The organism is Bdellovibrio sp. ZAP7 (assembly GCF_006874645.1).
Lineage (GTDB): Bacteria > Bdellovibrionota > Bdellovibrionia > Bdellovibrionales > Bdellovibrionaceae > Bdellovibrio.
The window spans coordinates 2,346,586-2,362,476 of record NZ_CP030082.1; the positions used below are offsets into that span (position 1 = coordinate 2,346,586).

Consider the following 15,891-nt stretch of genomic DNA (forward strand, 5'->3'; position numbering starts at 1 on the left):
GTTGACCCGGTTTTTCACCCATGGAACAAGGGTGCCATGAGAGTTTTAATTTTCGTCCTCACAGCTATGATGTCTGCTGTTGCCTTTGGTGCGCAACAAGTTGGTGGCGTTGTATCTATTGAAGGCGGAAGCATGTTTCTGAAGTCTGAAGACCCTTGCCACCGCTACTTGATCGCTTCTAATAATGAAACGGCCTTGAATGCTTTAGTGAAACTAGCAGCGGGTGACTTCATCACAGCAACGGGATTGAAAACTCCAGGAAACTGCACCGTTGCTATTGAATCCGTGGAATATGTTGGCCTTCGCCGCATGCTGGGCAACTGGTACTCTCGTGAAGCCGTTATCAATGTTCAAGACTTTAACTCCATGAAGTACTACCCGGCACAGACTGTCGTGACTAACGGCAATCGCGTGTACACTTCAGTATCGGCAAGCCCCGTGGAGTACAACTACAGCTTGGTTCCAGGCTCTGGTAAAGAATGGGTGATGTTCCTGTCTGACTCTAGAAGTACGACATTTGGAACGATCCAATTCAATCGTGGATCTGCAGTGATGAAGATCTACAACTCTGAGACTGGTGAATTGAACAAAACCCTGCTTCTTTATAGAATGACATCCGGACAAAATTAATGAGTTGGCTACATCCCACAGACAAGCATCTTCTTTTCACAAAAAATGACAAAGAGGATCCTCGCCTTGGGGAATGCGTACAGCTACTGCCAAAGGGCGAACCCTCTCTGGAATCCTACGATTTCAATTTTGCTCTTTTGGGATATCCCGATGACGAAGGTATTGCCTTGAATGGCGGCCGCGTTGGCGCTCAAAATGCTCCCAAAGAAATCCGTACCTATCTTTATAAAATGACTCCTCACCTGGCTTCGACCACCCTTCCAAAAATTTTGGATATGGGGGATTTGGTGAACCGAGAAAAACCGATCGAAGAACGTCACGCCAAGGGCCGCGAACTGGTCAGCCAATTGGTGAAAATGGGCAAACGCTGGATTTCTTTCGGCGGAGGACACGATTATGGTTACTGCGATAGCACTGCTTTCGTGGAAAATCATAAGGGTAATGCCGTCGTGATTAATTTTGATGCTCACATGGATGTTCGCCCAACTGACAAGGGCATGAACTCCGGAACGCCTTTTCATCGCCTGCTTCAGGAATTTTCTGGCCAGGTGGATTTTGCCGAAGTCGGCATTCAAAACCAATGCAACAGCCAGGCACATATTGCTTGGGCGCGCGGCAAAGGCGCTGAGATCATCACCTTGGATCAAGTGAATGAAAAAGGACTTTTGAATTCCTTGAAAGATTACTTACGCGGCAAAGAAGGCAAAAAGGTTTTCTTAAGCGTGGATATCGATGCTTTTACCTCCAACGAAGCTCCGGGCTGTTCTCAGTCCTGGACGACGGGACTTTTCACGAAGGATTTCCTGGAAGCCCTTCAGTGGATGATGAAGAATCACGATGTTCGCGGCATGGGAATTTACGAAGTCTCCCCGCCTCTGGATTCTGATAAGCGCACATGCAAATTAGCGGCGTTGATTTCTCATAATTTTATCTTTGGTCTTTTAAATAAAGGTTAGCTTTATGAATCGCGGTTTTGGCAGCGACAATCATGCGGGTGTTCACCCCAGGATTTTAGAATCATTGGCAAAGGCCAATGTCGAACACGCGCCATCTTATGGAACCGACGAATGGACCGAACAAGCTGTTGGCGCATTTCGCTCGCACTTTGGTGAACAATCCCAGGTCTTTTTTGTTTTCAATGGCACCGCTGCAAATGTCACCGCTTTGCGTGCGATCACTCGCCCCTGGCAAAGTGTTCTTTGTGCCGATGTTTCTCATATCAATATGGACGAGTGTGGCGCTCCCGAGCAAATGGGTGGTTTCAAACTGCAAACAGTGCCGACTGTCGATGGAAAACTTTCGGTCGCAGCTTTAGAAAATCAATTCATCCGCCGCGGCGATCAGCACTTTTCTCAGGCTGCGGTCTTAAGTATCACTCAGCCAACAGAGCTTGGGACGGTCTATAGGTTGGAAGAACTGCGTTCTTTGATCGGTTGGGCTCGCGAGCGTAAACTCTTGGTACATATCGACGGAGCGCGCTTAAGCAATGCGGCAGTATCTTTGGGGCTGGGCTTTAAAGAATTCACGACAGATTTGGGAGTCGATGTAGTCAGCTTTGGCGGGACAAAAAATGGCCTGATGATGGGTGAAGCTGTGATTTTTCTGAATAAAGCTTTAGCGCATGATTTTAAATATGTGCGCAAACAAAGCAGCCAACTTCCTTCCAAATCCCGCTTTATCGCCTGCCAGTTTATCGAGTATTTTAAAAATGATTTATGGAAAGACATTGCTGGAAACTCTTTGGAGCGCGCTCAAGAACTTTATGAAGCAATCCGTGAAGTTCCCGGTGTTGGCGTTCGTGCAAAGCCGACCAGCAACGCTGTCTTTGCCACAATTCCCTCCGCCTGGGTGAAACCCTTGCGCGAGAAATTTTTCTTTTATGTTTGGGACGAAAAAACTTTCGAGTGCCGCTGGATGACTTCCTGGGACACGCAAAGTTCCGACGTTCAAAATTTTGCCAATGCTATTAAGGAGCTTTCACGATGAAATACCCTCCGGTTCATTACCACGATTACCTAGGTATCGATAAAATCCTGGGCGCCCAACACCCCAAAAGTGTGGAGTACGGAAAACCTGCTCATGATGAATTGCTTTTTATCATCGTTCATCAGGCTTACGAGCTTTGGTTTAAGCAGATTCTTTTTGAATTGGATTCGGTTCTAGCGACTTTCCAAAAGCCGACCGTGGCCGAGGAAGAAATGGGTCAGGCCACTTCTCGCCTGGAAAGAATCGTCGCGATTCAAAAATTGATCATGGGCCAAATCGATGTTTTGGAAACCATGACACCTTTAGATTTCTTGGATTTCCGTGATATGCTTTACCCGGCATCGGGTTTCCAAAGCTTCCAATGGCGTTTGATTGAAACTAAATTGGGTCTGCGCATTGGCGACCGCTTGGCTTACAACCAGGCTCCGTTCTGGAAGTCTTTAAGCGAAGGTCAGCAAAAAGAAATGCTGGAAGTCCTGGACAAGCCTTCCCTGTTTGACTCCTTGGAAAAGTGGCTTGAGCGTACTCCGTTCCTGCAAGGTGAAAACTTCAATTTCTGGGATTCTTACAAGCAGGCCGTGAACAAGATGTTCAATGAGGATATAGCGACCGTTCAGGCCAATGCGAAAATTCCTGATGAAGAAAAAAAGAAAACCATCGAAGGTTTGGAAAAATCTTTGCAAAGTTTTGACGCTTTGTTTGACGAAGCGGCCTTCAACAAATTGCGCGCTGAAGGTCAGTTCCGACTGTCTTACAAGGCCATGCATGCTGCCCTGCTGATTCAGCTGTACCGCGACCAACCCATCCTGCAAACGCCGTTCAGAATCATCCGGGCACTTTTGGATATCGATGAAAACATGACGAACTGGCGTTACCGCCACGCGATGATGGCCATGCGCATGCTGGGGAATAAAATCGGTACTGGCGGCTCAAGCGGCCACCAATATCTGGCTGCTGCGACCGCAAAACACAAGATTTTCAGTGATTTCTTTAATCTAACGACATTTTTTATTCCAAGAAGTCAGGTCCCGGCCTTGCCAAAATCGATTTCGGACCGAATGTCGTTTCACTACACTTAATTAAGGAGCTTATTTATGGCAAAACAAGTTCAAGCCTTTAATGCAGAAATTAAACAGCTTTTGGATATCGTGATTCATTCACTGTATTCACATAAAGAAATTTTTATTCGTGAGTTGGTTTCCAACGCATCGGATGCGATTGATAAATTAAAATTTCAATCTCTGACTCACCAAAGTTTGCTTCCGGCTGACTGGTCTCCGGAAATTCGTCTAGAAGGCGATAAAAACCAAAACACTTTGAAAATTATCGATAACGGTATCGGTATGGACCAAGAAGAAGTGGTTCAGTTCATCGGAACGATCGCCCGTTCAGGTGCTAAAGCCTTCATGCAAATGAATGAAGAAATGCGTAACAAACCTGAATTGATCGGTCAGTTCGGCGTGGGCTTCTATTCTGCATTTATGGTTGCTGACAAAGTGACTTTGCACACGCAAAAAGCTGGCACAAACGAAGGTGTGGTTTGGGAATCCACTGGCGATGGCACTTACTCTATTGATTCAGTTCCGCGCCCAGGTGGCACAGGTACGACAATTACTTTGCACCTGAAAAAATTCGCAGAGGAAGAAGAAGTTCAAGACTTCACAGACGCGTGGGTTTTGAAATCCTTGATCAAGAAATATTCTGACTTCGTTGCTCATCCCATCAAAATGAAAAACGATAAAGGCGAAGACGAGACTTTAAACTCGCAAAAAGCGATCTGGTTGAAATCACCTTCTGAAGTGACGAAAGAAGACCACAAGGAATTCTATCAACACTTGTCTCATGACTTTAACGAGCCCTTGAAAACAATCCACTACCGCGCTGAAGGTACGATGGAGTTTAATGCCTTGATGTATATCCCGGGCAAACGTCCTTGGAATTTCAACAACCGCGAGATGGAATACGGCTTAAGCCTTTACATCAAACGCGTGTTCATCATGGCTGATTGCAAAGAATTGCTTCCACAGTACTTGCGCTTTGTTAAGGGCTTGGTGGATAGCTCGGATCTTTCACTGAACGTTTCTCGTGAAATCTTGCAACAAGACCGTCAAGTGACTGCGATTAAGAAAAACGTGACGAATAAAATTTTGAGCGGCTTGAAAGATTTGCTCAATAAAGAACGTACGGAATACGAAAACTTCTGGACTGAGTTTGGTTCGACTTTCAAAGAAGGTCTTCCAGTCGATCCATCGAACAAAGACAAAATACAGGAACTTTGCCTGTTCCACTCCACGACTTCCGACAAAATGACGACTTTGGATGAGTACGTGGCACGCATGAAGCCTGAGCAAAAAGACATCTATTACATCACGGGTGATTCCTTGTCTCAGGTGACAAACTCCCCTTACTTGGAAAAACTGAAAGAAAAAGGCTTTGAAGTTCTTTTGATGGTGGATCCTGTGGATGAGTGGGTTGTAAACGCGATCAGCACATTCAAGGATAAAAAGCTTCAGTCGATCACAGCTGAAGGACTCAACCTAGACACAGAAGAAGAAAAGAAACAAAAAGAAGAAGAATTGAAAGCCGCCGCTGCGACTTTGCAACCTTTGATGGACACGATGAAAAAGACGTTGGCAAACCAAGTTAAAGACGTGGTGTTATCAGAGCGCTTGACGAACACGCCAGTGTGCTTGGTTTCTTCTGCTCATGATCCGTCTGCCCACATGCAAAAGCTCATGGCGCAAATGGGCCAAGAGTACAATCAGCCAGTGAAACGCGTGATGGAAATCAACGCGAAACATCCGCTGTTTGAAAAAATGCTGAAGGCTTCTCCAGAACAACAAGCGAAGTGGTCTGAGATCTTGTTCGCACAGGCATTGTTGAACGAAGGTTCATCGATTCCAGATCCAGTGAAATTCTCTCAGCAAGTGGCTGAGTTGATGATCTCTGCGGTTCACTAAATTACATTAAGTACGGAAGTAAGTCCAAAAGGCACGGCCTTACTTCCACTAAGGCCGGATCAAGTAAGGCCTAACTCAGGAACAAAAAAAAGCCCTGGCTATTAACCAGGGCTTTTTCTTTATTCATTTACAGATTGCAACTTTCACCTCCGCATCGGTAACCGATTGCTTCGGTCCGACGAGTGTTCCGGACGACAATTACTATCTTTCCAGATTCACTGCCGCTCCGGTTGCTGCGCGCGTCAGTCCGATAGAACGTTCGACGCGCGAACCGAAACTAAATGTAGGCGCTCAATTCTTTACTCATGAAACGTTTACGCATTTTGATTGTGCTGTTTGTTTCAAGTTTACCAAGACGGCGTGCGATCAAATCGTTTTTTGAAGCTTTTTTAGTCAAAACTTCAGTGGATGCGAACAACTCAACACCGCTTTCCAAAGTTTCATACAATTCAAAAACGTCACAAGCATTCAAGTACTCTGTGCGTACAGCTTGACCTTCGAAGTTTGCATAAGTGTATTGGCTGTATTCTTTCGCATCTTTTTCAGCTGCTTTAACTGCGGCACCTGCATTCGCTGCCTGGAACAACACCACGCGCTCTTCAAGCAATTCTGCGAAAGGAGCTTTGCCTTTAGCCGTGCTTTTACCAACTGCGCGAGTAACATAGAGAGTTTTAACAGCGAACCATTTTTTGCTTTTCATTCTTTTTCCCATTTTAATTTGCGGAGGAGAAAATTCGAATTCTCCTTTCGCTTCAGTTTTCAATTTTAATTTTAATTTTAATTTATTTATTTATTTATTTATTTATTTATTTATTTATTTATTTGATATTCTGCTTCTCAGACTTTAACCAGCGTTAAGTTGTAAATTCTAAAGAGACTTTACAAACTTCAACATCTCAGCCGCGTGACCTTCCGCTTTGATTTTACGGAACTCGCCCACAAGTTTGCCATCTTCATCGATCACGAAAGTGCTGCGCTCAATACCCATCACTTTTTTGCCGTACATGTTTTTTTCTTTAATCACATCAAACATTCCGCAAAGCTCTTCGGCTTCGTCAGACAAAAGTTGAAACTTAAAGTCATACTTACAGATGAATTTATCGTGGGATTTCAAGCTGTCACGAGATACACCGATGATCTCGGTATTCTCTTTTTTAAACTTCGGCAACAGCTCATTGAACTCAATCGATTCCGTCGTGCAACCCGGTGTGCTGTCCTTCGGGTAAAAATACAGAACAATCTTTTTGCCCTTCAATGAAGACAAGGCAAACGTCTCCCCACTGGAAGAAGGAATTTTAAATGCGGGAACTTTTTTACCCAATTCAATTTTAGCGGCCACTTGGTGCTCCTTGATCATGCAGGATTTCCTGCTGTACCGGCGCTTGCTGTTGTCCTGGCTGCGCACCAGGTTGCCCCTGCTGAGCAGGATCGCCGTCAACTTCAAGCGGTTGCGGATTTTCGATAATATTACCGTTCTCGTCCGTTGGCCAGCCATGATTAGTCGCTTCAGGATTTGCACTCTCAACCGGAGCATCCGAAGAAGGCGCACCTTCGCCCCCGATCACGCCTCCTGGCAATAAAACCGTCGGCTGATCCATGGGAACCACCACAGGGCCGGAAGGACTCGCTGCGGGAGCCTGCCCCTCGCCTGACTGTGGCTGGCCCTCAGCGACTGCGGAGGCCTGCGGAGTGACTGAAGGCATTGGTGTAACCTTAGGAGTTGGCGACGGTGTCGGAGCATACAGCTCGGTTTCCGTGACCGTGATCTTACCCGTCATTGGCACGTCGGCTTCAATTTTACGAATGTCCGTCAAGTTTTCATAAACTTTCCCGCGAAGGCGAATCATGTCCTTGCCTTCTTTTTGATAGTCGTAAACATCCAGACGAATCATCTGCGTTTTATTTTTTTCTTGAGCCCAGTCTTTGCAATTTAAACCCAGCAACTGTTCCGAAGAGTTCGTGCGAATTTTACAGACAATGGCTTTATTCAAAATCGCTGCACTCATCCCCAAGACCTCTTGCAGGCCTTCGGGATAAAAAGTGACTTCAAACTCACCTTCTTTTTGCGCATTCAAAAATGCCATGTGTTTCGCAGGAGCTTTCGAAGAACACTTTTCAAACATATCGATTCTTTGCGGATATCCCGTTTGCGACAGGACGTCGCGCTTGACTTCGTAACGGTCACAACTGAACAAGGATTTATTTCCCAGCTTGGCATTTGATTGCGACAAAATCGCACGCTGAACTTTTCCGAAGGCTGATTTTAAAAGTGGAGGACGCTCACCCGTTAATACCCACCATGCCTCGCGATGAACACTGTCGGCTTGTTCCATCAAATGCGCGAAAGAGTTCATTGCTTTGTCCTGAGGACTCACAACTAACTTTTTTGGCATGTTCACCACAGTCGGTGCGCTGGCCGCCGCATCCCCAGATGAATCCTTCTTACGAACACAAGAGGTAAACAAACTTATTGGAACCACAAGGATGAGAAGGATTTTACAAATGTTCATCCCTTAAGTCTTGCAAAGGGACCGTCTGAACACAAGAATTTCCTTTACCCGTCTCGAACCTTTACTCTAGAATAAGGGCTCAGCACAATTGAGAACGTCATCAGGAGGCATCATGGAAAAGATTTGGCTCAAGAACTACCCTGCAGGAATTGGCCCTGAAATTGACCCAAACGAGTACCAATCTCTGACTGACATTTACGACGAAGCCGTTCGTAAGTTTTCCTCCAGAAAAGCTTTCACCAACATGGGCGTCAGTCTCACGTTTTCGGAGCTGGACCAAAAAGTAAACAACTTCGCTTCATTCCTGCAAAACGAATTGAAACTAAAAAAAGGTGATCGCATTGCGATTCAAATGCCGAATTTATTGCAGTTCCCGGTGGCAGCCTTCGCAGCTCTTCGCGTGGGTCTCACAATTGTGAACACCAACCCCCTTTACACAGCTCATGAAATGCAACATCAGTTCAAAGACTCCGGGGCAAAAGCGATCGTGATCATGGCGAACTTTGCAAATCATCTGCAAGCCATCATCAAAGACACACAAATTGAAAGTGTTGTAATTACAGAGCTTGCGGATCTATTCCCGACTCCGAAAAGAATTTTGGTGAACTCGGTTGTGAAATACATCAAAAAAATGGTTCCTAAATATGACATTCCTCAAGCTTACACTTTCCGTCAGGCTTTGGAATTGGGAGCGATGCGCCCGCACCAAAACGTAAAAACGAATCACGAAGACTTAGCTTTCCTTCAGTACACAGGAGGAACGACGGGTGTTGCAAAAGGCGCTATGCTGACTCACAAAAACGTGATCTCAAACATGATGCAAATTCGTGAGTGGATGAGACCGAAACTGGAAGAGGGCCGCGAAATCGCCATTGCCGCTCTTCCGCTATATCATATCTTTGCATTGACGGTAAACTGCTTGGCGCTTTTAAAAATGGGTGCCGAAAATATTCTCATCACAAATCCAAAGGACATCCCAGGCTTTATCAAAGAATTGAAAGCTCGACCTTTCTCTGTGGTATCGGGAGTAAATACATTATTCAACGCTTTGATGAACAATCCAGAATTCGCAACGATTGATTTCAAATCCGTGCGCGTGAGCGTGGCGGGCGCCATGACTTTGCAAAAACCTGTGACAGAAAAATGGATTAAGATGACGAACTCCGTGATCGTCGAAGGTTACGGCTTAACGGAAGCTTCTCCCGTGGTTTCCTGCAACCCTATCGACGGCACGGACCGTGTTGGCACAATTGGTCTGCCAATGCCTAGCACAGACGTAAAATTGGTTGATGACGATGGCAACGAAGTGAAACCAGGCGAAGCCGGCGAGCTTTGCGCTAAAGGCCCACAAGTGATGAGAGGTTACTGGAATCGCCCGAAAGAAACTGCAGACGTGCTTTCAGCTGATGGCTGGTTAAAAACTGGTGACGTCGCGACCGTGGACCAAGATGGATTCTTCAAAATCGTAGATCGCAAAAAAGACATGATCTTGGTTTCAGGCTTTAACGTTTATCCAAATGAGGTCGAAGAAGTGATCGCATCCCACCCGGGCGTGCTAGAAGTAGCTGCCATCGGTGTTCCAGACGAACACTCCGGTGAAATCGTAAAAGTGGTGATCGTCAAAAAAGATCCAAGCCTGACACCAGAAGATGTGATCGCTCACGCCAGAAAGAGCCTGACGGGTTACAAGATTCCTAAATTGGTAGAGTTCCGCACAGAACTCCCAAAAACAAACGTAGGCAAAATCCTACGCCGCGCCCTAAGAGATCCCAAATAGCAAAAAAGCCCAAAGGCGCTCGCCAACCATCCCAAGCAAGAAAGCCCGAAGGGGCTTTCGAGCCATCCAAAGCAAGAAAATCCCAAAGGGATTTTCTTGCGCCCCAAAAATAAAAAAAAGGTCCCACCAGGGACCTTTTTTTTATTTCAAAAACCGAGAACCAAGGTTGGTCAAAACGGTTCGATTGCTAGGCGGAGTGACTTGCTCGCAGCGCAGGCGTGCCCCAGGCACGTCGGAGCGAGAACAAGTCGCTCCAACAACGCAAGCGGGCCGTTTTCACCAACCGCCCAGAACTAAGCTTTTTTGTTCCAGGATGCACACCACCCATTCGCCTTAACCAATTTTCCAGCGAAGATTGTGCAAGTGCCTTTATCCGCGTCTTTCTTGCCATAGAAACCGCAAGTCGCGCAGTGATTGCCCTTTGCTTCAGGCGCTTTGGTGTGATCTTCAACGTACTTCACTGCTTTTGCTACAGAATCATTTGGATCAACCATTGGCATTGCGCCGCCAGCTGCCGCACCACCAGAAGGGGCTGCGCCTCTTCTTTTCTCCTGAGCCTGAGCTTCAGAAGAGAATGCACGCAAAAGTGTTGGAGCGATAACAGCGACTCCTGCTACGGATGCCAGTGTTTTAAAAAATCCACGACGGTTCATATGTTGCCTCCTGTATGTTCGATTCGTATTATCAAATAGTATTCATTTTCACTATGTTTTCAATTACAAATCAAAAATAACCAGACACGACATAATCTGACAAGGCCACAAAACGTTGCATGAAATAAAAAAGCCGCATCAACTGCGGCTTTTAACTTATTATAATGTCTAAGAAATTACTTAGTGAGAGTGAACTTCGCACTGACAGGCTTTGCGATTCAGCCAATGCGCGGATACTAAAATTAGACTTCCTAAGATCGTCACGACATCGTGCTCAAATACTTCAACCATTTCGTGAGGCAAAACCGACCCTGCACAAACCAGCAGCAATCCTGTCACACCCATTGCTAGCACCTTGCTTTGACGATGATGCTTATAGCCCGACCAAAACGCAAACAACCCGATCGGTAAAATCACCGCGGCCATCGACAGATGCACCCAGTGAGACTCAAAAGCCTGCCCCATCACAGGCAAAGCCAGAATCAAAAGCGGCGTTACTAAACAGTGAATCGCACACAACGTCGACAAAAACATCCCAAGCCTATCCCAGATGTCGGTTTCTTCGGCGAATTGATCATGCTGAGAGTGATCGACATCGCAGCAAGGGGCTGCGTTTGGATTCATCGCGAAGGAAGATTTTAGGTCCGTGCCGGAAACAGTTTCCACTGCTTTAAAAACTGGTTTTCCGTTTAAAATTTGCTCGTCCACATGCACCGCCTAAGCTACGGTTATCCCCTAAATGCAAGTCACTGTCAACTAGCCCCAAGGTCCCTCGTAAACTCTACAGCTTGCCTTTCACCCCTGGGAAGCTCATACATGAGATATGAGCACTCACCAGCCCCCTCCTATTTATGAATTGGGACCCGAATTTTATGACGAGGTCCAGCCTGCAAGTTTCCCTAAAGCACAACTGCGCTATCGAAATCAAGCGGCGGCAGAATCTATCGGCTTGGGAAATTTAACTGAATCAGAGTGGAAATCTTATTTTGCGGATTTTAAACCGATGCCGGGAAATTTGGTGACGGCCCTGGCCCTGCGCTATCACGGGCATCAATTTCGCTCGTACAATCCGCAAATTGGAGATGGCCGAGGCTTTTTATACGCTCAGTTTTTAGTTAAAGAAAAACTTTATGATCTGGGCACAAAAGGCAGCGGACGCACTCCCTATTCGCGCACAGGCGATGGTCGCCTGACATTGAAAGGTGCCTTTCGCGAAATTCTCGCAACTGAACTTTTGGAAGCTTACGGTGTAAACACCAGTAAAACTTTTTCCGTTTTTGAAACCGGTGAAGAATTGGAAAGACACGACGAACCGTCACCGACCCGCGCTGGTGTACTAGTGCGTTTAAATCACAGCCACATTCGCTATGGTACTTTTCAACGTCTGGCATTTTTTAAAGAGTCTCAAAACATCATAAAGCTCGTAGATTACTGCTGTCGCCATTACTACCCAGAGCTTTTGCAATATCAAGGCGAAGAAAGAGCCGCTGCATTTCTCCAAGCGGTTTGCAGAAATGCAGCACGCACCGCTGCGGAATGGATGTTGGCTGGATTTGTTCATGGAGTTTTAAATACTGATAACATGAATATCACGGGTGAGTCTTTTGACTATGGTCCGTATCGCTTCATGCCGCAATATGATCCCGCGTTCACAGCTGCGTATTTTGACCAAAGTGGTCTTTATGCCTACGGTCGTCAACCGACTTCGGTGCTGTGGAATTTGCATCAATTAGGATTCGCTTTAAAAGTCGGATATCCGAATCTGCCCTATGAAGAATTACTTGAAGAGTTTGCCGATGACTTTAACTTTGAAAGTCGCAGACTGTTCATGCATCGCTTAAACATCAAGAATCCACTTCAGGATGAGCGTGCTTCCTTGGAGATGGATCAAGAGATGATGATGAACTTCTTTAGGTTTTTAAGCGAAGCTCAACCGTTGTTTGAGCAAACCTTCTTTGATCTGCATTCAGGGATCGACGAAGATCGTCTGCGCAACTCCGCACAAAGTGCTGTTTATGCTCATCCAAGTTTTGCGGATTTAAAAAAGAATTTAGAATTTTATGAAGTCCTAAACGAAGAAAAAGCGGCGCACCCGTATTTTAAAAACAACAAGTGCTGCTCTTTGCTCATCGATGAATTGGAATCGATCTGGGCGCCCATCGCCGAAAACGATGATTGGAGTCTGTTTGATAAAAAGCTGCAAGAGATCCGCGCCATAAAAGGCATTTATTAGGTGCCACGTCCTGTTTACGGACGCGGCACCTTTTTTTTAACCGCCTTCGTAGCCAGAGATTTTGGCAAGCACCTTGCGCACCCAAATGCGGAAGTCATCGATAAAGCCGAAGGCTGCAGGGACCACGACCAATGTCAAAAGCGTTGAACTGATCAATCCACCGATAATGGCGATCCCCATAGATGTTCTCATCGCCGAGGCCTCGTTCAAACCAATCGCGATCGGAATCATACCCGCGATCAATGCCAGTGACGTCATCAGGATCGGACGCAGACGGGTGCGGCAGGCTTTTAACAAAGCATCCTTACGCTCCATACCCTCTTGCAAAAGATGATTGGTGTAATCGACCAGCAAGATCGAGTTCTTAGCCACAACCCCCAAGAGCAGCACAATCCCAATCAGCGAGAAAATATCAATAGTTTTTCCCGTGATCAAAAGTGCAATGAAAGCCCCCGTCATCGCCAAAGGCAATGCGAGTAAGATTGTAAATGGAGTGATGAAGCTTTCATACAAGCTCGCTAAGACCAGATAGATGAACGTGACCCCTAGGAAGATCGCGATCAACATATTGTTGATCAAATCTTTAAAGTCATCAGCCTGACCTTGGAAGCGATACTCAATCCCTGCTGGTGGCTTCAATTCGGTTTTAAAGATCTTTTCAATCTCTTGAGAAACAGTTCCTAAGGCGCCTCCTTTTGCCAAGTTCGCTGAAACTTGGATGAAACGACTTTTATTTTGACGGTTGATTTGCGAATAGCCTTTTGATTCTTCACCACGAGCCACCCGGGCCAGCGGAATCATATTAAAGTTGGCATTCGGAACCAACGTCGTTGCAAAGTTGCTACGCAAATCACGGTCTTTTTCATTAAAGCGCACGCGCACTTTGTAATCGATTCCGTTTTCACGATAGATCGTGTCTTCGTTTCCTTCGGTACGGTTACGAAGCTCCGCACCCGCCTTGACCGTGGAAACACCCAACGCCTCGGAACGATTGCGATCAAAGATCACATGATACTCAGGCTTTCCAGCGCGGAAGTTCGTATCCACATCCACCAAACCTTTGATTTGACGAATACGCGCGACCACTTGTTCAGCGTATTTATTCAACTCTTCCAGATCTTGGCCGGTCAGATTGATATTCAAAGGTTTTTGACCTGAATTTACGGGATCAAACTCTCCGATACTGACAATGGCGCGTTTTTTAAATGGCTCCAAGCGCTTACGCAAATCTTCCGTGTAATCTGTTGTCTTCATCGAGCGTTGCTTCGGATCTACCAAGCGGACATACAAACTTGCCTTGTTGGATTCGTTATTAAAAGAACCCACCGTAGCAACCACGATGTCGACGGCTTTATCGCCATCAAAAACTTTTTCAACTTCCGAAACAAAATTCCCCGTCGCCTCCAATGAAGAACCCACCGGCAATTCTATAGAAACAGAGAACTCTCCGGCATCGGCAGCGGGCAAGAACGTCTTAGGAATAAACGCCACAGTCACCATAGACGCCACGAAAACAAAAAATGCCCCAGTTAAAATGGTTTTAGGATGATTGATGGTGAATTTCAAAAGACGTTCGTAGATGTCCTCTAAGCGAGTTTGAAATCTATCAAAAGCACTTAGCATCTTACCGATGATGTTATTGCCTTTATTGTGTTCATCCGGATGCGCCAGGTAAGCTGACATCATCGGTGCCACGGTGAAGGCGTCGAACAAAGAAATAAGCATCGTAAATACGACCGTTAAACCGAATTGCTTAAAGAATTGCCCCACAATCCCTTGCAAGAAGGAGATCGGACCGAACACCGCGATCACAACCAAGGTCGTTGCGACAACGGCCATGGCCACTTCTTTAGTTCCATCCAAGGCGGCATCCTTAGGACGTTTACCCATTTCCAAATGTCGAAAGATATTTTCCCGCACCACGATCGCGTCATCAATCAATAACCCAACCGCCAGGGAAAGCGCCAACAGAGTCATCAAGTTGATGGTAAATCCCATGGCAAACATGATCACAAAGCCACCCAGCAAGGAATTCGGCAATGCCATTCCCGTGATAAGTGTCGAACGCGCCGATCCCAAGAAAAAGAAAACGACCAAAACGCAAAGCCCAATACCGATCATGATGGACTCATTCACGTCGGCCACGTTCAGACGAATCGGACGTGACGTATCACGCACGAGCTTCACTTCAGCTTTAATGCCTTTTGTCTGTAATAGCTCATTGGCCTTAGCAATGTTCTTTTTGATATTATCAGCCACGGCGACAGTGTTGGAACCGCGCTGTTTGTAAACTTGCATCAACAGGGCTTTTTTTCCTCGAATGCGGCCCATGGTTTTTTGATCTTCAAGACTTTTAATAACCTGACCAATATCTTTGACCATCACCGGGCGATCGGATCCGATGAAATTGACGTTTACTTCCTCGATTTGTTTTAAAGATTCAAACTCGCCGCTGGTACGTAAGGTGGTTTCATGAGTGGGATTTTCGATCTTACCAATCGGCGTATCTTTGGAAGTTTCTAAAACTCTTTGAGACACCTGCAACATCGAAATTTTACGATCCTGAAGTTTGTTTTTATCAATGACAACGTGAATCTCTTGCTTACGCCCCCCATAGATATCAACCTGCCCCACATCTTTAAGACGTTCAAAGATCGGCTTTACGACTTCATTCGCAAGGTCGTAGGCCTCCCCGTCCTCCATTTCAGCGACTAAAGCCAAAGTGACAATCGGTTGATCGGCGGGGTCAAAACGACGAATCACGGGTTCGTACATATCCGCTGGCAAATCACGGCGAATATTGCCGATACGATTACGAACATCTTGTTCCATCTCTTTGATGTCAGTGCCAAGACTGAATTCCAATACCAGAACCACCACGCCATCCAAATTGTTTGCTGTCAGAGTTTTTAACCCGGGCAATCCACCCAACTCATCTTCGATCGGTTTGGAAACTTGCTTTTCCAAATCCAAAGGCGAAGCCCCTGGATAAGTGATTTGCACCGACAGAATCGGAAACGTTACATCAGGAAAAAGATCCACGGGCATTTTAAATAAAGAAAACACACCCAGAATCAGGGTTAACAAAACCACACAAAGAATTGTGATCGGTCTACGAATCGAAAGACTTGGTAAATTCATA

13 protein-coding genes are annotated in these 15,891 nt (G+C 46.0%); 7 read left to right on the forward strand and 6 right to left on the reverse strand.

The window, feature by feature from the left end; translation table 11 throughout:
- Positions 1-36 precede the first annotated feature (36 nt).
- The 5 genes from DOM22_RS11315 to htpG are packed head-to-tail and all read left to right on the forward strand — an operon-like array spanning position 37 to position 5,576.
- Positions 37-630, forward strand: a complete 594-nt coding sequence (locus DOM22_RS11315) for a hypothetical protein (protein WP_142700479.1) — start codon at positions 37-39, stop codon at positions 628-630.
- Complete coding sequence (locus DOM22_RS11320) at positions 630-1,586, forward strand: formimidoylglutamase (RefSeq protein ID WP_142700480.1); 957 nt, start codon at positions 630-632, stop codon at positions 1,584-1,586. The genes DOM22_RS11315 and DOM22_RS11320 overlap by 1 nt, the downstream gene beginning before the upstream one ends.
- A 4-nt stretch (positions 1,587-1,590) precedes the next feature.
- On the forward strand, positions 1,591-2,616 hold the full coding sequence (locus DOM22_RS11325) for a low specificity L-threonine aldolase (RefSeq protein ID WP_142700481.1): 1,026 nt from the start codon (positions 1,591-1,593) through the stop codon (positions 2,614-2,616).
- The gene (locus DOM22_RS11330) at positions 2,613-3,695 is read left to right on the forward strand and encodes a tryptophan 2,3-dioxygenase family protein (RefSeq protein WP_142700482.1); all 1,083 of its coding nucleotides are present in this window, start codon (positions 2,613-2,615) and stop codon (positions 3,693-3,695) included. Before DOM22_RS11325 ends, DOM22_RS11330 begins: the two co-directional genes overlap by 4 nt.
- Before the next feature lie 15 nt (positions 3,696-3,710).
- Positions 3,711-5,576, forward strand: a complete 1,866-nt coding sequence (gene htpG, locus DOM22_RS11335) for a molecular chaperone HtpG (protein ID WP_142700483.1) — start codon at positions 3,711-3,713, stop codon at positions 5,574-5,576.
- A gap of 277 nt (positions 5,577-5,853) precedes the next feature.
- Here htpG and DOM22_RS11340 read toward each other — a convergent pair whose 3' ends face one another.
- The 3 genes from DOM22_RS11340 to DOM22_RS11350 form a co-directional block, all read right to left on the reverse strand.
- Positions 5,854-6,276 (reverse strand): DUF4288 domain-containing protein, encoded by a 423-nt coding sequence (locus tag DOM22_RS11340; RefSeq protein ID WP_142700484.1) that lies wholly within the window; start codon positions 6,274-6,276, stop codon positions 5,854-5,856.
- 168 nt (positions 6,277-6,444) lie between these two features.
- Positions 6,445-6,933 carry a peroxiredoxin gene (locus tag DOM22_RS11345; protein WP_246845599.1) on the reverse strand — a complete coding sequence of 163 codons (489 nt, stop codon included), beginning with the start codon at positions 6,931-6,933 and terminating at the stop codon, positions 6,445-6,447.
- Complete coding sequence (locus DOM22_RS11350; protein WP_142700485.1) at positions 6,905-8,086, reverse strand: hypothetical protein; 1,182 nt, start codon at positions 8,084-8,086, stop codon at positions 6,905-6,907. The genes DOM22_RS11345 and DOM22_RS11350 overlap by 29 nt, the downstream gene beginning before the upstream one ends.
- A gap of 112 nt (positions 8,087-8,198) precedes the next feature.
- On the opposite strand from DOM22_RS11350, the gene DOM22_RS11355 reads away from it, so the two are divergent.
- Positions 8,199-9,863 (forward strand): AMP-binding protein, encoded by a 1,665-nt coding sequence (locus DOM22_RS11355; RefSeq protein WP_142700486.1) that lies wholly within the window; start codon positions 8,199-8,201, stop codon positions 9,861-9,863.
- Positions 9,864-10,156: 293 nt separating this feature from the next.
- On the opposite strand, the gene DOM22_RS11360 is transcribed toward DOM22_RS11355, so the two are convergent.
- Positions 10,157-10,516 (reverse strand): high-potential iron-sulfur protein, encoded by a 360-nt coding sequence (locus DOM22_RS11360; RefSeq protein WP_142700487.1) that lies wholly within the window; start codon positions 10,514-10,516, stop codon positions 10,157-10,159.
- Positions 10,517-10,696: 180 nt separating this feature from the next.
- Positions 10,697-11,224 carry a MerC domain-containing protein gene (locus tag DOM22_RS11365; protein ID WP_246845600.1) on the reverse strand — a complete coding sequence of 176 codons (528 nt, stop codon included), beginning with the start codon at positions 11,222-11,224 and terminating at the stop codon, positions 10,697-10,699.
- 115 nt (positions 11,225-11,339) lie between these two features.
- On the opposite strand from DOM22_RS11365, the gene DOM22_RS11370 reads away from it, so the two are divergent.
- Positions 11,340-12,749 carry a protein adenylyltransferase SelO family protein gene (locus DOM22_RS11370; protein ID WP_142700488.1) on the forward strand — a complete coding sequence of 470 codons (1,410 nt, stop codon included), beginning with the start codon at positions 11,340-11,342 and terminating at the stop codon, positions 12,747-12,749.
- A gap of 36 nt (positions 12,750-12,785) precedes the next feature.
- Here the strand turns inward: DOM22_RS11370 and DOM22_RS11375 are convergent, their stop codons facing one another.
- Complete coding sequence (locus DOM22_RS11375; protein WP_142700489.1) at positions 12,786-15,890, reverse strand: efflux RND transporter permease subunit; 3,105 nt, start codon at positions 15,888-15,890, stop codon at positions 12,786-12,788.
- Position 15,891: the final 1 nt, after the last annotated feature.